At 42.9% G+C, this 19,279-nt stretch carries 13 protein-coding genes and 4 tRNA genes; 9 read left to right on the top strand and 8 right to left on the bottom strand.

Annotated features, from left to right (window positions below; all coding sequences use genetic code 11):
• Positions 1-169: 169 nt before the first annotated feature.
• The 3 genes from FTV52_RS07020 (at position 170) to FTV52_RS07010 (ending at position 2,263) form a co-directional block, all read left to right on the top strand.
• Positions 170-598: a YraN family protein gene (locus FTV52_RS07020; protein ID WP_004972647.1), complete on the top strand. Its 429-nt coding sequence runs from the start codon at positions 170-172 to the stop codon at positions 596-598.
• 110 nt (positions 599-708) lie between these two features.
• The gene (locus tag FTV52_RS07015) at positions 709-1,386 is read left to right on the top strand and encodes a BON domain-containing protein (RefSeq protein WP_004972649.1); all 678 of its coding nucleotides are present in this window, start codon (positions 709-711) and stop codon (positions 1,384-1,386) included.
• Entirely contained in the window at positions 1,376-2,263 is an 888-nt protein-coding gene (locus FTV52_RS07010) for an alpha/beta hydrolase (RefSeq protein ID WP_104852296.1), read from the top strand. The genes FTV52_RS07015 and FTV52_RS07010 overlap by 11 nt, the downstream gene beginning before the upstream one ends.
• A 94-nt stretch (positions 2,264-2,357) precedes the next feature.
• Here the strand turns inward: FTV52_RS07010 and nudC are convergent, their stop codons facing one another.
• From nudC to dnaQ, 3 genes are all read right to left on the bottom strand, one after another.
• Complete coding sequence (gene nudC / locus FTV52_RS07005) at positions 2,358-3,131, bottom strand: NAD(+) diphosphatase (protein ID WP_096902169.1); 774 nt, start codon at positions 3,129-3,131, stop codon at positions 2,358-2,360.
• Positions 3,131-4,774 (bottom strand): chemotaxis protein, encoded by a 1,644-nt coding sequence (locus FTV52_RS07000; protein ID WP_096902171.1) that lies wholly within the window; start codon positions 4,772-4,774, stop codon positions 3,131-3,133. The genes nudC and FTV52_RS07000 overlap by 1 nt, the downstream gene beginning before the upstream one ends.
• A gap of 128 nt (positions 4,775-4,902) precedes the next feature.
• On the bottom strand, positions 4,903-6,408 hold the full coding sequence (gene dnaQ / locus FTV52_RS06995; protein ID WP_179990338.1) for a DNA polymerase III subunit epsilon: 1,506 nt from the start codon (positions 6,406-6,408) through the stop codon (positions 4,903-4,905).
• Positions 6,409-6,620: 212 nt separating this feature from the next.
• Between dnaQ and FTV52_RS06990 the strand changes: the two genes are divergently transcribed.
• From FTV52_RS06990 to FTV52_RS06965, 6 genes are all read left to right on the top strand, one after another.
• Positions 6,621-9,890 (top strand): LysM peptidoglycan-binding domain-containing protein, encoded by a 3,270-nt coding sequence (locus FTV52_RS06990; RefSeq protein ID WP_179990336.1) that lies wholly within the window; start codon positions 6,621-6,623, stop codon positions 9,888-9,890.
• Positions 9,891-9,956: 66 nt separating this feature from the next.
• Positions 9,957-11,804 (top strand): extracellular solute-binding protein, encoded by a 1,848-nt coding sequence (locus tag FTV52_RS06985; protein ID WP_004972660.1) that lies wholly within the window; start codon positions 9,957-9,959, stop codon positions 11,802-11,804.
• A gap of 64 nt (positions 11,805-11,868) precedes the next feature.
• Positions 11,869-12,939 (top strand): microcin C ABC transporter permease YejB, encoded by a 1,071-nt coding sequence (locus FTV52_RS06980; protein ID WP_096902176.1) that lies wholly within the window; start codon positions 11,869-11,871, stop codon positions 12,937-12,939.
• Entirely contained in the window at positions 12,939-13,949 is a 1,011-nt protein-coding gene (locus FTV52_RS06975; protein WP_179988923.1) for an ABC transporter permease, read from the top strand. Before FTV52_RS06980 ends, FTV52_RS06975 begins: the two co-directional genes overlap by 1 nt.
• Entirely contained in the window at positions 13,927-15,525 is a 1,599-nt protein-coding gene (locus FTV52_RS06970; protein ID WP_179990359.1) for an ABC transporter ATP-binding protein, read from the top strand. Before FTV52_RS06975 ends, FTV52_RS06970 begins: the two co-directional genes overlap by 23 nt.
• A 142-nt stretch (positions 15,526-15,667) precedes the next feature.
• On the top strand, positions 15,668-16,912 hold the full coding sequence (locus FTV52_RS06965; protein WP_004972669.1) for an NADH:flavin oxidoreductase/NADH oxidase family protein: 1,245 nt from the start codon (positions 15,668-15,670) through the stop codon (positions 16,910-16,912).
• Between the two features lie 156 nt (positions 16,913-17,068).
• Here the strand turns inward: FTV52_RS06965 and FTV52_RS06960 are convergent.
• The 5 genes from FTV52_RS06960 to FTV52_RS06940 form a co-directional block, all read right to left on the bottom strand.
• Positions 17,069-17,144, bottom strand: a tRNA-Glu gene (locus FTV52_RS06960).
• Positions 17,145-17,200: 56 nt separating this feature from the next.
• Positions 17,201-17,276: transfer RNA gene (locus tag FTV52_RS06955), tRNA-Glu, on the bottom strand.
• A gap of 25 nt (positions 17,277-17,301) precedes the next feature.
• Positions 17,302-17,377, bottom strand: a tRNA-Glu gene (locus FTV52_RS06950).
• Between the two features lie 288 nt (positions 17,378-17,665).
• Positions 17,666-19,084, bottom strand: a complete 1,419-nt coding sequence (locus FTV52_RS06945) for an amino acid permease (RefSeq protein ID WP_026438458.1) — start codon at positions 19,082-19,084, stop codon at positions 17,666-17,668.
• 110 nt (positions 19,085-19,194) lie between these two features.
• Positions 19,195-19,270, bottom strand: a tRNA-Glu gene (locus tag FTV52_RS06940).
• Positions 19,271-19,279: the final 9 nt, after the last annotated feature.

Genomic DNA, 19,279 nt, shown 5'->3' with positions numbered 1-19,279 from the left:
AAATGATGGAACACGAAACAACAGCAGTATTGGCTTGCGTCTGATACAAGTTACAGACCAAGCGCTTATTCTACCTGAATTGCAGTCGGGCGTGTGAAACTCGCGTCATCGCACTTCAGCGAATACTACGATTGCGCACCATAACAAAATAAAAAAAATCGGATATAGCATGAATCAAAAAACACTGCAGCAAAGCATTGGCACATGGGCAGAGCAGACGGCTTGGCAATATTTACATCAACACGGTTGGCGTATGCTGGAGCAGAATTATCACAGTGTTTTTGGTGAAATAGATGGTATTTTTATTCAAGCAGAACAACTGATTTTTGTAGAAGTTAAAGCGCGTTCGCAAACTGGCTATGGCAAAGCCTACGAAGTGGTGTCTGCATCTAAGCAGCGTAAAATTATGAAAACCGCCATGCAGTTTTTAACAGAATATCCACACTATTCAGAATATTATTGTCGTTTTGATGTGATTTGCTTTGATTTTTCTCAGCAATTTGCAAAAACAGTACAGCAAGACTTTTCCAAATTCCCGTATGATTTGCAATGGATTGAAAATGCTTTTACTTTTGATGCAGACTTGATTAATCTTTGAGTGAAATTTAAAGCAAAAGCATCAGTCGGTGTATTGTTGATTGTGCAAATCTAAGGATGAAATGCACAGCACAAGCCAGAATTGAAAGAAAATAATAGGAGTCTTGCTGAGTGTTCAAGCGTATTGCAGTGACCTTGCTGTGTGTAGCAAGTTTATCGGGTTGTGCAAGTTTTATTTCAAGTGGCACAGGCACTGCGCCAGTGGGTACAGAAAGTGGTGCACGCTCACTTGGGCAAGTGTTTATAGATAACTCTATTGAACGTACTGCAAAAATTAATTTATATAAACTGGATTCACGTTTTAAACAATCACGTGTCAATATAGAAAGTTTTCATGGCAATGTGTTGTTGACAGGGCAAGTGCCTGACGCGCATTTAAAACAGTTGGCAGAAGACAATGTGCGTGCCATGAGTGATGTAAAAACCATCCACAATTATATTACAGTGGGTAATCAAATCAGCTATAGCACCATTATGCAGGACACCACGGTTACTGCAAATACCCGTGGTTTGATTATGAAAGCACCTGTGGTGTCAGACAGCAAAGTGCGTATTCATACCGAAGATGGTGTGTTGTATGTGATGGGACGTTTAAACAATGCAGAATTGCAGGATTTAAACCAAGTGCTACAACAAGTGGGCAATGTCACTAAAATTATTACCCTGATTGATAATATTGAGCTACAACCGAGCAACAATGCGAACTTTGTCAGCCCAATGGTTGCTCCAGAAACACAAACGCCAGTCGCGATTGACCCAGATCAGGTTGAACCGACACATGTTCAATAATGTGGAACACTGGTTTAAACAACTGAATAAAACTTTAGAACAGGCGAAACGTATTTATGAAGAATTTCGCCTGTATAGTTTGGGCAGCTATGCGCTGAACCGTTTAACCCCACGTCAGGGTTATACCGTTCAAAGCAATATTGCTTATGGTTTACGTGCGCGACATCGTCTGGATTTGTACCGCACTACAACACCACGCCCGCAGTGTCCACTCATGGTGTTTGTGCATGGTGGGGCATGGTCACGTGGCGATAAGCAGGATTATCGTTTTGTGGGCGAAGCTTTTGCAAAAGAAGGCTTTGATGTTGCGGTGATGAACTATCAACTCGCGCCACAGCATATTTTTCCCACCTATATTGATGATTTAACCCTTGCACTGAATTACTTGACTCAGCAGCAACACAAACTGGGTATTTCTACGGCACAGGTGGTATTGATGGGACATTCGGCTGGGGCATTTAATGTGATGTCCTTGTTGTACCATCCCCAGCCCTATGCTTTAAGCTGTAAAGATCACATTCGTGCGATTATTGGTTTGGCAGGGCCTTATCATTTTGATTATAAGGATGATCCGCTATGTGCCGATGCCTTTGATCAAGAGGTGCCGTATCAGGATGTGATGCCGTATTATTTTGTGGAGCCGAATTCAGTCAAACACTATTTATTGGTGGCAGAAAAAGATCAAATTGTGGGGGCAAGTAATGCCACAGACTTCGACCACGTATTAAAGAAATATGGCAATCATAGTGAAATTATTGTCATTCCAAAAACAGGGCATGTCAGTGTTATGGCATCGGTGTCGAGTTTGTTTAGTCGTTTCTTTGCGACCAAACGCCAAATTATGCGTGCTTTAGATCAGGCACTTAAAGATGCGTGATGTTGATTGATCTTCTGTGGAAAATGGTAATTAAAAAAACCGTTGCAGCTTATGGGGTGCAACGGTTTTTTAAATGCAAGATTGCGAATTAGACTTATAGCCAAGCTTTGGTGTCATCTGCCACAGGCGTGCCTTGGGTCACATGCATAATCATGGCATGGGCGATACTGCCTTTAAATGGAATATCAGGCAGTTGATCAAACTTAAAGAACTGTGCATCACGAATTTCTTCTTCCTGTAACTGAATTTCACCGCCTGCATATTCAGCTTTAAAGGCGATCATTAAGTTACTTGGAAAAGGCCACGGCTGGCTGGCAAGATACTGAATATTTTTAAGTTGTACGCCAACTTCTTCAAAAGTTTCACGACGTACTGCTTCTTCGAGTGTTTCACCCACTTCAACAAAGCCTGCGATTAAACCGTAAATGGGCAGTTTATTGCGTGCATTACGCGCCAATAAGACTTCATCTTCACCACGAGTAATCACGGTAATGACACATGGATTTACGCGCGGATATTGGTGATAGCCACAAGCTGGGCAGACCATGGCATATTGAGTCGCATGGACTTCGGTTTTATGACCGCAATGGCTGCAGAATTTGTGGTTGCGACGCCATTCGAGTAACTGAATAGCACGGCTGGCTTGTTCAAACTGTTGGGTGTTCCAGACTTGTAAAAGTTGTCGGATAGGCACCAGTTGAAAGCCTTCAGGAATGGATTCATCTTCAAGCAGATCTCGGGCAATCACTTGATCACCCGAGCTAAAACTTAAATCACTTGCCAACTTTTCCACACGTGGTAATTGGAAGTTTTCATCGACCAAAAGTTGTTGTTGCTGAAAAATATATGCAAGTGAGAGTTCAGTCATTAGGCTACAGTTTTCAATTTTTCACTACTGTCCAATGCTACCTTAAACATGCTTTGTAGAACAGGTTGTTTGTTCTTTAAATTGTCAATCAGCATGTCTGCACTGGCAAGCGTATCTAAGATATTGTTGACTTGTTCAGCAGTTAAGTTTTGTCCTGCTTCGACTTGTGCATGCACAAAATCTGCAGATACTTTCAGTGCTTTTTGACCACTTTCAGCATTCAAGAACAACATTGCCCCTGCAACTTCACGAATTTGCGCTGAAGTATGCTCTAAATCTGCAACACTTTGAGTTTGTAGGTGCTGTGTCAGTGTTTGCGTGATTAAGTCAATCAGTAACTTGGTTTCAGTCAGCAAGGCTTCGTGTGCTTCATCTAAACGATCTAGCGAAATGTTCATGTTATTCACACGTAACTGCAAACGGCTAGAGGTGTGGTGACGTTCAAGCACACCGATTGAGTTCATGGCCGATAAAATCACGTTCATTAATTGCTGGGCAAAGTTTTCATCTTTGAGTAATTCAGGACGGCTTAATGATTCAGCTTGGCGTTGTAAGTCCAAATGCGCTTCATTTAAGTTCAAGACTTTAAACAAGTTTGCTAACTCTGTTAATTTGCCTTGTAATTCCAGCGTTTTTTCAGGACTCATGTTTTGATAGTTGTATTCAATATCATTGCGAATTTGTGTCATTTCTGTGGTGACCAAATCGCTAATGGTATGCATGGTGTCAAAATCTGGACCATATAAATGACGGCTGAATACTTGGAGCTGCATGTCGGTGAGTAAGTCTTCACCAATATTCATTTGACTGCGAATATGTTGAGAAATTTCATCTTCTTGACTAATACACAGGCTCAACACATTCGCAAGATCAGACAAGCTGGCGGTAAAGCTTTCTGGCGTAGCAAAGTATTGACGCATATTGTGCTCAATACTAATAAAAGTACGCAAACGTGGCTCATTCAACAACAAGTTATCAATATGGTTAAAGGCAACGTGTACTAAGCCCCAATATTGCTGACTCGGATGTTGTTCTGCCAAACCTGCCAAATACGTTCCTACCAGTTTAATCGCTTGAAGATCCATGGCAGATTCTTCTTGCTTGAGCAGCTTATGTAATGACAGTTTATATAAGCGATGCACATAAGCCGACTTTTCTAAAGAAGGCACTTGCGGCAATTGGAAACTTGGAGTGATGCAGTCCAATAAAGTTTCAATATGCTGACCTTCCTGAGTCAATGGTTTACCCAATGCCAATTCTAAACGGTTTAAAGTGTCGAGTAGGAATTGTGGAATTTTAACTTCACGTAGGCAAATAAACTCAATATAACGCTTGAGCATGGTGGTGCCTTCGCTAAGTGCAATGACTTCCAGCGTGTTGATATTGCTTGGATTCCCCATAATTTTACGCATCAGCTCTGCTGAGTATTGCGCAATTTTTGCCAAGCTTTCCATATCAATCAAGGCTAAAACCTGAGCACACTGTTCAAACTGATTCAGTGCATCATCAATCCCAAAAGGCAAAGTTTGATCTTCTGCTAAGGTGCTTACTGCGGATTCAACCAGTTTGATAGAATTATCAACCTCATTTTTTATTATCAGTAAGGCAGTTGGATCAAAATGTATAGAGGTTTGGTAAGACATGGATCTGCACCTTTCCTAGTGTTTTATCTGTTTGTTGGTTCTTTGCAAAATACACAAAGTCCTATTTGCTTTAACTATAACTGAACTGGCAAATCTTTAAATACATAAAATTACAAAACTCGTAGATTTTATTTGGCAAAAAAGCAAGGTTTACCGTGTTTTTCTTCAAATTGTTTGACCCAATTCTCATGTGCAGCCAATTCTTCTTCTGATGGCAGAATCACAGCAAGATCAATATCAATGCTTAAACGATCACTTTGACGTTGCTGTTCTTCGCTTGCAGACAGAGCATCCATATCAAAGGCGACTTGTCCGCCAGTCATTGCCAAGTAAACATCGGCTAGAATTTCAGCATCTAGTAATGCGCCGTGGAACGTACGGTCACGCGCAGGAATTTCATAGCGTCTGACGAGCGCATCGAGTGAGTTTTTTTGCCCAGGATGCTTACTTTTTGCCATGAGCAGTGAGTCGGTCACTTCGCATACTTCGGACAAATTGCCCAACCCCGCACGACTGAACTCCATATCTAAGAAGTTCATATCGAAGGTGGCGTTGTGCGCAATAATTTCTGCACCTTTAAGATATTGATACAGCACATCGGCAATTTCGGCAAACTTGGGTTTGTCTTTTAAGAACTCATCTGAAATACCGTGAATGTTTTCTGATTCACCGACCAGTTTTTCAGGCTGAATATAAATGTGGATGGAACTGCCCGTGAGTTTACGGTTAATCATTTCCAGCGCACCGACTTCAATAATTCGGTCACCATCTTGATAGTAAAAACCTGTGGTTTCGGTATCCAGAATCAGTTGGCGCGGGCCGTGTAGCTCCATTGTGGCAGGGGTGACCACAATATGCGGATGCAATTGAGTTGTGTTCACTGCGTCAACGCGAGCTGATGGATTGGTTTTTTCTGTTTCAGTTTCATCTGTAATGGTTGATTCAGTTGCAGGCACGTTGGTTTCTGCTTCAATGACATGAACAGATGCGCTGATTTCGAGTTCCGTGTCGGTTGCCTGATGAGCTTCCTGAAGCGTATTTTGCATATCTTCTGTTTCAACCTCGGCATCATCGCCCATTAAATCAAAACCAAACGGGTCATCGAGCAACCAGTCAGATTCCGCTTTTTTTTTATCATGTTCTGCTATGTCTACTGCCGATGTGATTAAGGTTGCATTGAGGGTTGGGTTTGAGTCTGCGGTTTTTAACATTTTGCTGACTTGATCTGCACCCACATTGGCGAGTTGATCTGCCATTTCATTGCCTACATGTCCTGCGTGACCTTTAATCCAGTGCCATTCAATTTCACGACCTTGACAGGTGGCATCTAATTTTTGCCAAAGGTCAGGGTTTTTTACATCTTTCCAGTTTTTCTTTTTCCAGCCGTGAATCCACTCGGTAATGCCTTGTTTGACGTAATTGGAGTCAGTCCAAATAATCAGCTTGGCATCCATTGGGCAAAATAAAATGCCTTCAATCGCTGCAGTCAATTCCATACGGTTATTGGTGGTTTGAGCTTCGCCACCATATAATTTATGTTCTTCTTGTTCAGTAACAATATACGCACCCCAGCCACCCAAGCCAGGATTACCACGACAAGCACCATCAACATATAAAGTGATTGTTTGAGACATAAATCAGATCCGCAGGTTGTGCAAAATAAATCAAAATGAAAAGCTATTGTATATCGCAAATTCGGTTTAGACGTGTAAATCCTGTCTATTTTTTAATTTCTTGTAACATTTATAGACGAAACGCGCTAAATTAATGCCTTGTGTCGTTGTCTAGCTCTACTACAATGGCAAGTCTAAAAAATAATTTATATACGAGTTGTTTGGATTTTTTTATGTATAAACCAACCACGCGCATGTGGCAGCCGACTTTACCTTCATTTTTAAAAATTACAGTTTTAGGTTCAGCATTGGCTGCCCTTGGCTTGATGACGGGCTGTAGCTCGACGCAGGGTGCGAGCAAGCCACTCACTTCAAGTCAGGTCGGTTCGGGTTATTTAGATGCCAGTACTTTAGATGGTCTGGAAGATTTACTCTCTGCAACCGATATGCGCGCGGTAGAAGGTGACCGTTTATTAATTTTAAAACACGGTGATGTCTGGAAGCGTATGACCGTTGGTTTCAAAATGGATTTAAACCATTGGAACCCACGTATTGAAGCGCAGCGAGGCTGGTTTATTTCACGTCAACCGTATTTGGATCGTTTAAGTGCGCGTGCGTCACGTTATTTGTATCACACGGTTAAAGAAGCTGAACGTCGTGGTATGCCAACTGAATTGGCGTTGTTACCTGTGATTGAAAGTTCCTATGACCCTGCAGCAACCAGTAGCGCAGCTGCCGCAGGTTTATGGCAGTTCATTCCAAGTACAGGGCGTATTTACGGCTTAAAACAAACTTCGATGTACGATGGTCGCCGAGATGTCGTGGAGTCGACTCGTGCTGCCTATGAGTTTTTGGGCAGTTTGTATAATCAGTTTGGTTCTTGGGAATTGGCATTGGCGGCTTATAACGCAGGCCCGGGTCGTATTCAACAAGCCATTAACCGCAATAAAGCTGCAGGTTTACCAACCGATTATTGGTCTTTAAAACTGCCGCAAGAAACCATGAACTATGTGCCGCGTTTCTTGGCGGTAGCACAAATTATTAAAAGCCCGCATGCTTATGGCGTGTCTTTACCCCCAATTGCCAACCGTCCACACTTCCGTGAAATTAATGTGGGCGCGGTGAATTTAAATGATGTGGCCAATATTACCGGTCTCAGCCGTGCCGAACTGTATTCGCTTAACCCTGGACATCGTGGGGATCGGATTGACACCCAAAGTCCAATGCGTATTTTGATTCCTGCAGATTTAAGCCCAACAGTCGATGCACGATTGAAAAAACTACAAGGTGGTGGCGGTTTATGGGCAAGCAATAGCAGCAACACACCATCGTTTTCATCTTCTGGTGTGACCATTACACCATCTAAATCTGAGCCACCTGCGTTAACGACCAGTACAACAACCAGAACGACTACAGGCAAGCCTGCTGCCTCTACGGCAGTCACAACTACCACTACACCAAGCACAGCATCGACTACAGCCAGTGTTTCAAAACCAGCAACGACTACGCCTACACGTTTGTCACGTACGCCACAAGGTTCGGACGCTTTGGCAGCATTTGCTGCGGGTAGCGATATTCCAAGTGCGCCGCGTATTCCTGTTGCTGTTACACCTGCTGCCAATATTCAGCCTGTGCGGATTGAACCACCAATTTCCAATACTGAGCGTGAGCAAATTCTTGCAGCAGTGCAGGCAGAAGGTAGCAATAAAACTGTAGAAGAAGTGTTGCAGCCTGTGGCTTCTAAAGCAGAACAAGAACAACTTGTGGCTGAGTTGAAACAAATTGCGCCTCAAGGCACTGAAATTGTTGATCCATACGATGGAAAAATTAAGCTGACCGCTATTCAGACCAGTCTGTCTGTTGCAGAGCAGCAAGGTAAAGAATTAACCAAAGGTTTTGCTTACCCGAAAAGTGTGGCAGAAAATACGCGCCTAGATTCAGAAGAAGCAAAGCGTAACCAAGGTAAGAATTATGTGCGTACGGAGTCTGAAGTGGTGGTCGTACCACCAAAAGGCAAACGTACCACGTACACCGTGTTAGCGGGGGACACCTTGGCCAGTATTGCCATGAAAAATGGCTTGAACTGGCGTGATATTGCCAAGTGGAACCAAATTGCTCCAGATGCAACTTTGTATGTGGGCACCAGTATTTATTTATACGACGCCAAGCCACAAGTACAGGCAGAGCCTGCTAAGCCAAAAACCATGCCTGAGCAATACGTGGTGCAAGCCAATGATACCTTAACAGGTGTCGCCAGTCAGTTTGGTTTAACTGTAAAACAATTGGCAGATTTTAATAACTTAAGCACCACCAGTGGCTTATTTGTAGGGCAGCGTCTAAGTTTAAAAGAAACGGCTGCATCTAAAGCCAAAGCAGAAGCCGACAAAAAAGCCGCAGAACAGGCTGCAAAAATCGCAACCAAAACTTACGTAGTGAAGCGTGGCGAATACTTAAAACTGATTGCAGACCGTTATGCCTTGTCAAATCAGGAATTGGCTGATTTAACTCCAGGTTTAAAAGCGAACAGTAGCTTATTGGTTGGGCAACGCATTAATGTGCCTGTAAATGAAGTGACTGCACAAAAAACGGAAGCGAGCAAAGCTGAAGCCAGTAAGTCAGAAACAAAAGCAGCAGAGCCAAACTATCCGACTGAAAACTACCAAGTACAGCGTGGTGATACTTTATCGAGCATTGCCAACCAAGCCAAAATTTCTTTGGCAGAGCTCGCCAGTTTAAATAATATAAGCACGCAAAGCGGTGTGCGCATTGGTCAAACCCTCAAAGTGCCTGCAGGTGTCAATGTGCCTGAGCGTTATACGGTACAACGTGGCGATACCTTATCGGCGATTTCGACAAAATATAATCTCAGCCAAGACTATATTGCAGACTTAAACAATCTAAGCCGTAACAGTGGTTTAAGAGCAGGACAAATTCTTAAACTCACGGGGGATGTTCCTGAGAAAAAAGCCCAAGTTGAAGCGGTGGCTGAAACCACCAATGATATTCACGTGGTCAAAGCAGGGGAAACTTTAAGCAGTATTGCGCGCCAATATAAATTGCAATTGAATTATTTGGCAGAGCTGAATGATCTTTCACGTACTGCCAATGTCCGCATTGGACAACGCTTAAAAGTCGATGCCAGCGCTGCAAAAAATGAAGTAAAAACAGAGGTCGTAAGTGCTGCGAAAAGCAGCAGTAGTAAAGCCACCGAAACTTATACCGTTAAAAGTGGTGAGTCTTTAAATTCGATTGCCAGCCGTGTGGGTGTGTCGGTTGCAGAATTGGCGAGTTTAAATAACTTAACGCCACGTTCAGGTTTACGCATTGGACAAAATATTCAAGTTCCCAAAACCGTAACTGAATATAAAGTGAAACGTGGGGATACGCTGATTGGCTTATCCAGTCGTTATGGCATCGACACCAAAGCATTGGCAGATTTAAATGATATGCAGCCAAATACTCAATTGCGTATTGGCGATGTGATTAAAGTCCCGAATCTGTAAAGTTTAATCCTGAGGATGTCATGTTTTGACGGCATCCTCAGGAATACTGCACAAGGAGCTGTGTGCATGTCATTTGCCATAAAAAAGACACATCAATATCTGGGCTGTATTTTAGGTTGTGTGGTCTTGCCGCAGTTTGGATGGGCTGCGTTACAAACCACGCCCTATATTGCCGTACATAGCCAGCCTCAGTATGTGGGGCGCTCGGCTATGCCTTATGCCAACCCGCAAGCGCCCAAAGGTGGCGATTTAATTCGTGCCAGTAATGGCACTTTTGATAATTTAAATGACATGAATGGCAAGGGCAGCTCAACCGATGGGGTGAGTTTTATATTCGATTCACTCATGAGCAGTTCTTTAGATGAGCCAGGGGTGATGTATCCCTTATTGGCAGAAAAAGTCAGCTATGACCCCAAGCAAACTGCATTTGTCATTTTTCATTTAAATCCTAAAGCTAAATTTAGTGATGGCAGCCCAGTTACAGCAGATGATGTGAAATTCAGTTTTGATGCTTTTCAGACCAAGTCTAATCCAGGTTTGCAAATGTATTTATCCGATTTAGATAAAACCACGGTCTTGTCTAAGCATCAGGTTAAAGTCAGTTTTAAATCCACTAACAATGCAGAAATGCCGCTGATTTTGTCGCAAATGCCAATCTATTCTAAAAAAGACTGGCAAAAGCGTGACTTTACCCGCATCACACTAGAACCGATTTTAGGTTCAGGGCCGTATCTTATTGAGCGGATTGATGCAGGGCGCAGCATTACTTATAAGCGTAATCCAAATTATTGGGGCAAAGATTTACCCGTAAATAAAGGGCGCTATAATTTTGACCGCCTGAAGTATGTTTATTATCGCAATCTGGATATTGCCTTCGAAGGGTTTAAGTCGGGGCAATACACGTTGCATGAAGAATATACCGCACGAAAATGGGTCACTGAATATCGTTTTCCTGCTGTGAATGCGGGCATGGTGGTCAAGCATAAATTTCAGCACCAAAACCCAATTCCGACCCAAAGTTTTGTTTTTAATACCCGCAGACATGCGTTTCAGGATATTCGTTTTAGGCAGGCTTTAACCTACGCTTATGATTTTGAATGGCAAAACAAGGCCTTGTTTTATGGGCAATATCGCCGTTTGCAAAGTTATTTTTCTAACAGTGAATTAGAAGCCAAAGGCACACCTTCAGCCGCAGAATTGTCTGTTTTAAAACCCTATTTGGCCAAGCTGCATCCTATTCAACGCCAAGGCGTATTGCAAAATTGGCAGTATCCTGTGACTGATGCCAGTGGCTTTAACCGTAACGGCTTGCTTAAAGCCCGTGAATTGCTTTTGAAAGCGGGTTATCGTTTTCAGCAAGGTAAATTGGTCGATGCCAAAGGCAAAGCCATTCAAATTGAATTTTTAATTCATCAGGATGGTTTGCAACGCACATTAGTGCCTTTTGTGCGCAATATGAAACGTCTGGGCGTTACGGTAAATATTCGGCATGTCGATGTGCCGCAATATATTGAACGCATGCGCCGTGCCGATTTTGATATGACCACCAGTGTCATGCCGCAATCTTTAAGTCCAGGCAATGAGCAAGCACAGCTTTGGAGTAGTGCTGCCGCAGATCAACCAGGAAACTATAATTACGCAGGCATTAAAAACCCAGTAATTGATGAAGTGGTACAACAGTTGATTCGTGCGCCTAATCGTGAACAATTGATTGTGCGTACCAAAGTTTTGGATCGTTTATTGCGTGCGGGGTATTATCAAATTCCAACCTATGGCAAAGGTGAAAACTGGTATGCCTATTGGAATATGTATCGTCAGCCCGCCATCAAACCTAAACTATCGGCAGGAATTGATTATTGGTGGAGTGATGCTGCCCAAGCCAAGAAAGTTGCACATTATTTACGTCAACAATAACGATTTTAAAACTCAAGCATGACAGTGTTTGCGATAAACCAGAACATTGCCAAAAGGTAAGTACATGGGCACATACATACTCAAAAGATTGCTCCTGATTATTCCAACCTTGTTTTTCATTTTATTGATTAACTTTGTGGTGATTCAAATTGCACCGGGCGGTCCAGTCGAACAGGCGATTCAGCAAGCCGAAGCCTTTCAGGGCATGGGGGCGACAGGCGGTGAAACTGCTGCAACCTCCAATAGCAGCAATTATCAAGGTGCTAAAGGTTTAAGTGATGAAATGGTTGCAAAAATCGAAGCGCAATATGGATTCGATAAACCTGCACATGAACGCTTTTGGCAAATGCTCACCAGCTATGTGCAGTTCGATTTTGGCACCAGCTTTTTTAAAGATAAACCTGTGACCCAATTGTTATGGGAAAAATTACCTGTATCGCTATCTTTAGGTTTATGGAGCACCTTGCTGATTTATTTAATTTCTATTCCTTTAGGCATTAAAAAAGCCCGTCAGCATGGCTTGTTGTTTGATAAAGCCACTTCTATTTTGTTGGCAGTCGGTTATGCCATTCCTGCGTTTGCCTTTGCTATTTTGCTGATTGTATTTTTTGCGGGTGGTTCATATTTTCAGTGGTTCCCCTTACAGGGTTTGGTGTCTGAGAACTTTGCACAATTAAGTCTGTGGGGAAAAATTACCGATTATTTTTGGCACATAACTTTGCCTTTATTGGCGATGGTGATTGGTGGTTTTGCAGGGCTGACTTATCTCACCAAATACTCGTTTATGGAAGAATTAAACAAGCAGTATGTGTTGGCGGCACGTTCTAAAGGTCTAACCGAATCGCGTGTGTTATATGGGCATGTGTTTCGTAATGCCATGCTAATTGTAATTGCAGGTTTGCCCGAAGCGTTGGTGGGTATTTTCTTTGTCGGGAACTTGTTCATCGAAATTATTTTTAATTTGGATGGATTAGGCCTGCTTGGTTTTGAGGCGATTGTACAGCGTGATTATCCTGTAATTTTTGGCACTTTGTTTATTTTTACCTTATTGGGCTTAATTCTACGCTTAATCAGCGATGTGTTATATCAGGTGATTGACCCACGTATTAGTTTTGAATCGCGAGGGGCAAAATAATGTCACCGATCATGCAGGCGCGTGTGCAGCGTTTTAAACAGAATAAATTGGGTTTGGGTTGTTTCATTGTCTTTATCATTATTTTTGTGTTGTCTTTGGCGGCAGAACTGATTGCCAATGATAAACCGTTATTGGTCAAATATGAGCAATCTTTATATCTGCCAGTGTTCAAGGCTTATCCTGAAACGACCTTTGGCGGTGTATTTGAAACCGAAGCAGATTATAAAGACCCAGTGGTGCAACAACTGATTGCAGACCGAGGATGGGCAGTTTGGCCGCTCATTGAGTTTTCTTACCAGACCCCGAATTTAGATTTGGCCGTTCCTGTACCTTCTGCACCAACTGCACAAAATTGGCTAGGTACAGATGACCAAGGGCGCGATGTGTTGGCGCGAATTTTATATGGCTTGCGTGTATCGTTGTTATTTGGCTTTGCATTGACTTTTGCATCGGCAGCTTTGGGCATTTTGGTCGGGGCAATTCAGGGCTACTATGGCGGCTGGGTCGATTTAATTGGTCAGCGCGTTTTAGAGGTGTGGGGCGGTTTACCGATGCTGTTCATGGTGATGATTTTGGTCAGCATGTTTACCCCAAGTGTGTATTGGCTATTTGTGATTATGCTGTTATTTGGCTGGACGACACTGGTCGGCTTGGTTCGAGCAGAATTTTTACGCGCCCGAAATTTTGACTATGTCCGTGCAGCGCGAAGTTTAGGCGTAACCGATCGTACCATTATGTTTCGGCATATTTTACCCAATGCCATGAGTTCGAGTTTGTCGCAGTTGCCATTTATGCTAACCGCCAATATTACAGCTTTAACCGCACTGGATTTTTTAGGTTACGGCTTATCGCCCGATGCAGCATCTTTAGGGGAGTTGTTGTTACAAGGTAAAAATAATTTAAATGCACCGTGGTTGGCATTGTCAGGCTTTTTTACCTTAGCAATTGTGCTGTCCTTGTTAATTTATATTGGGGAGGCGACCCGTGATGCATTCGATCCAAGACGTTAATTCTTCAACTGCATCACAGCCTGCAGTATTGCTAACAGTCAGTCATCTGCGTATTCAGCAGCAACAGGTTTTATTGCACGATTTAAACTTTGAGCTGCATGCAGGCGAAACCATTGCTTTGGTTGGTGAAAGTGGTTCTGGAAAATCTATTAGTAGTTTGGCATTGCTGGGTTTATTGCCCGAACATTTACAGGTGCAAGGTCAGGCAGTCTTTGCAGAACAAGATTTACTTCGCCTTAAACCGCAACAATTGCGACAAGTTCGTGGTCAAAAAATTGCCATGATTTTTCAGGAACCAATGACGGCTTTAAATCCGTTGCATCGAGTGGAAAAAATTATTGGTGAAAGTTTATTACTCCAAGGTTGGAGCAAAGAAAAAACGCGTGCCCGGGTGCTGCAATTACTTGCAGATGTCGGCATTCCACAGCCTGAAGAAAAACTAAAGCGTTATCCACATGAATTATCTGGGGGGCAACGTCAGCGAGTGATGATCGCAATGGCGTTGGCACTCGATCCCGATATTTTAATTGCTGATGAACCAACTACGGCTTTAGATGTGACTTTGCAGGCGCAGATTTTGGATTTATTAAAAAGCCTGCAAGTGCGTCGTAATATGGCCATGATTTTGATCAGCCACGATTTGAATTTAGTCAAACACTATGCAGATCGGGTAATTGTAATGAATCAGGGGCGGGTCGAAGAACAGGGCAGTGTGGCAGATATTTTTAATAGACCGCAGCAAGCCTATACCCAAAACTTGTTGAATCATGATTTTGGTGAAGCTTTGCAGGTTGATGAGTTGCCGACCATTTTGGAGTTGGAGCAGGTTGCTGTGAAATTCCCGATTAAACAAGGCTTGCTGAATCGGGTTAAAGATTATGTGGTTGCGGTTGAGCCGTTAAGCTTGCAACTTCCGCAAGGTCAATCTATTGGTATTGTCGGTGAAAGTGGTTCGGGTAAAAGTTCATTGGCACTTGCAATTGCACGATTGATTGAAAGTGAGGGAAAAATTGAACTACTTGGGCAAGATCTGAATCAACTGAATGAACGCCAATTGCGTCCCTTACGTCAGCAGTTTCAAATTGTATTTCAAGACCCGTTTAGCAGCTTAAATCCACGTTTAAATGTGGAGCAAACCATTGGTGAGGGTTTGGCATTGCAACAATTGTCCAAGCCTGAAATCATCCAGCGCATTGATGAAGCTCTAAGCAAAGTGGAATTGCCTGTGAGTTTTAAACAACGCTATCCGCATGAATTGTCGGGTGGGCAACGTCAACGGATTGCATTAGCACGCGCGTTGGTGCTGCGTCCTAAACTGTTAATTATGGATGAGCCGACTTCTGCCTTAGACAGTACCACGCAACGTGCTGTCGTGCAGCTGTTACGCCGTTTGCAGCAGCAAGAACAGATGAGCTATTTGTTTATTAGCCACGATTTGCAAGTGGTGAAAGCACTGTGTCAAAAAGTGTTGGTGCTGCATCAAGCGAAAGTCATGGAATTTCAAGATACTGTACAGTTATTTAGCCATCCGCAAACAGAATATACCCGTCAATTGATTGCTGCCAGTGAGTATTAAACCTTCAATATTTTTAAACAGCTATTTCGGCTGGCTGACTTGTTTTACCATTTTGACAATAAGATTTGTCAAAATGGCATTGACCTGTTCCGAAAAATCTTTAGAGTAAAAAAGACCAATAAAACACAATACGGAACAGTGTATGAGCCATCTTGCCGAAACAATTCAGATTCGTAATACCATGTTTAAAAATCGCATCATTAAAGGCGCGATGAGTGAGGCGCTTGCCAACACGGCAGGGCAGCCGAATAGCCTGCATTTAGGTCTATATGAAGCATGGGCAAAAGGTGGTTTGGGCTGTGCCATCACTGGCAACGTAATGGTCGATTTACGTGCCAAAAATGAACCGGGTGTTGTGGGAATTGAATCAGACCGAGATATAGAAAAGCTCAAACAGTGGGCAGAAGTTGGTAAACGTTATGGCATGGTGCAATTGGTACAGTTGTCACATCCTGGGCGGCAATGTCCGAAAGGTTTGAATAAAGAAACGGTTGCACCTTCGGCTGTGCCTTTTAGTCCAAGTTTAGCTTTGAGTTTTGGTACACCACGTGAACTACATGAAGATGAAATCCTCGATATTATTCAGCGTTTTGCCAAAGCTGCACAGATTTGTGAGCAAGCGGGCTTTGAAGGGATTCAACTGCATGGTGCGCATGGCTATTTGATCAGCCAGTTTTTATCGCCACTGACCAATAAACGCCAAGACCAATGGGGCGGCAATATTGAAAACCGTATGCGCTTTTTGATGCAAATTTATCAAGCGGTACGTGCAGCGACCTCAGACAATTTTATTGTATCAGTCAAACTAAACTCTGCAGATTTTCAACGTGGCGGCATCACTGAAGAAGAAGTGATTAGCGTGTTTAAAGCCATGGATGAAGCAGGTATAGATATGATTGAAATTTCAGGTGGTACTTATGAAGCACCCGCGATGGCAGGCTCTAAAGCTGATAAACGTAAACCAAGTACCATTGCCCGTGAAGCCTATTTTTTATCTTTTGCGGAATTGATTCGCAGTCAGGTGAAATGCCACTTAATGGTGACAGGTGGTTTTAGAACGGTAGTTGCCATGAATGCTGCTTTGGACAGTGGTGCATGTGACTTTATTGGGATCGCCCGACCATTTGCGGTAGAAACCGATTTAGCCAACCGTTTGTTGGCGGGTCAAGATGTACGTTACGGGGTCGATAAAATTAAAACTGGTATCCCGATGATTGATAAAATGGCAATTATGGAAATTATTTGGTATGCCGCGCAGTTCAAAGCAATTGCACAAGGCAAGCGTCCAAACCCGAAACTCTCGCCTTTAAAAGTCTTTTTCAAATATTTAAAAGGCAATTTAACTGCGGTGATTAAAGGACAGGTCAACTCACGTAAATCAGCTTGATTCGTATTTTTCAAACCTCAGTGGACGGATTCAAAGCTTAAACTATGGTTTTTGAATCAGTCCGCACAGATTGAAATATAAAACTAATGCGTTAGATAGCAAAAAGCCCAAGTCATATTGATTGGGCTTTTTGTTGAGATGTAAACATCTCGAATATGGCGTCCCTACGGGGATTCGAACCCCGGTTACCGCCGTGAAAGGGCGATGTCCTAGGCCTCTAGACGATAGGGACAAATAGAAGTTTATATTTTTAAACCATGTAACAACCAATGCAGTTGTTGAGAATATTGGCGTCCCTACGGGGATTCGAACCCCGGTTACCGCCGTGAAAGGGCGATGTCCTAGGCCTCTAGACGATAGGGACTTAAAAAAATATCTACTTCTGAAATTGGCGTCCCTACGGGGATTCGAACCCCGGTTACCGCCGTGAAAGGGCGATGTCCTAGGCCTCTAGACGATAGGGACGTTTCAGAGGTGGGCGTATAATAGGGCGTATAAGGGGGGGTGTCAAACGCTTTTCTGCAATAATTCTGAAAAAAATGTTCAACTGAATAAAATTAAAACTATTCTGCTGTCGTGATACGTTTGAAGCGGTAAAAATCATGCTTTTCAAGTTATTTTTAAATGGACACATTTATTAGAGCAGCATGATTTTCTTTGTATTTTGCAGTATTCATTGCTAATCAACACAACTCAAAAAACAAGGCAATCCGAAGATCGCCCCTATTGTTTTACATCATCGCTAAAAAAGCATTATGATTTTTTGTGATAAATCATGTAATAACTGAGATAGCACAACACAATAAAAATCATACAGCCAATAAAACCTGCCAGCATTTCAGGGTCAAACACCATACTTAAGCAAGTAATAAAACAGAACACAAAACCTAAAATAGGCACTATTGGAAATAGCGGTGCAGCAAAACCTAAGTCCTGCACGGTTTTACCTTGTTTATACCATTGGCGACGGAAGTTAAACTGGCTTAAACAAATGCTCATCCAGACCACGACCATGGTAAATGCAGCCACACCCAAGAGGTTTTTAAAGATGGTTTCAGGCGCAAATTGTTCAGACAATAAACCTGGCATTGCACCGAGCATGGTGACCATGACTGCAATATAAGGAATACCACGCGCATTCACCTTAGAAAAAATCTGTGGTAATTGCTTTTGGTGTGAGAGCGACCACATCATTCGTGAAGCTGCAAATAAACCTGAGTTCGCTGCAGAGAGTAACGCTGTGATAATCACAAAACGAATAATATCTTCCGCATAAGGAATACCAATCTGATTAAACACCGTTACAAAAGGACTGCTGCTTACACCTTCTGCAGCCAAACCTGCAGCCTGATGTGGTAGCAAGGCACTAATCACCACAATGGTACCTACAAAGAAAATCAACAGACGGAAAATTGCGGTATTGATTGCTTTAGGCACGTTTTTGGCAGGGTCTTTGGTTTCACCTGCGGCAACACCAATCAACTCTGTACCTGAAAAGGCGAAATTAACAATTAACATGGTTGCAAAAATAGGGAATAGCCCTTCAGGAAACCAACCTTGTGCGGTTAAATTGCTAAATAAAGGTGCAGAGGTATAACCTTGATAAGACACAGCACCTAAAATTGCCATTAAACCCAAAACGATAAAGGCAATGACAGTCACGACTTTGACCAAAGATAGCCAAAACTCAGATTCTGCAAACAAGCGCGTGGAAATCATATTCAAACCAAATACAACGCCACCAAAAATCAGTGTCCAAATCCACATGGAAATATGCGGGAACCATTCCTGCATTAGCAACGCAGCGGCGGTAAATTCTGTGCCTAAAGTGACCGACCACGTGAGCCAATATAACCAAGTGATGGTATAGCCCGTGCCAGGTCCAATATATTGTTTGGCGTATGCCCCAAATGAACCTGAAACAGGCATGTGTACGGCAAGCTCGCCCAAACACAGCATCACCATATAGGCAATTAAACCACCAAAAATATAAGCGATGATGGCGCCAACGGGGCCTGTTTGTGCAATGACTTCACCTGAGCCTAAAAATAGACCTGTGCCAATAGCACCGCCCAGTGAAATCATAACCAAATGTCGAGTGCTCATCGCACGTTTTAAAGGCATAGTATTGCCTTGATGCACAGCATCATTTTGATGATTCGATGACGGCATAAGTGATAGGAGAAAAAATGAAATGAAGCGAAGTATTGTAGAGAAAAACTACAAATCTGCAATCTTGAAATAATAAATTTGGATTAGAAATGATCGTATAGCACGATAAATGGCGTCCCTACGGGGATTCGAACCCCGGTTACCGCCGTGAAAGGGCGATGTCCTAGGCCTCTAGACGATAGGGACGTTGCGAGG

The sequence above is a fragment of the Acinetobacter sp. YH1901141 genome, assembly GCF_013416935.1.
In the GTDB taxonomy this organism is placed as follows: domain Bacteria; phylum Pseudomonadota; class Gammaproteobacteria; order Pseudomonadales; family Moraxellaceae; genus Acinetobacter; species Acinetobacter towneri.
The sequence above is the reverse complement of the archived record's forward strand: the minus strand, read 5'-3'. Positions and strand labels throughout refer to the sequence as shown.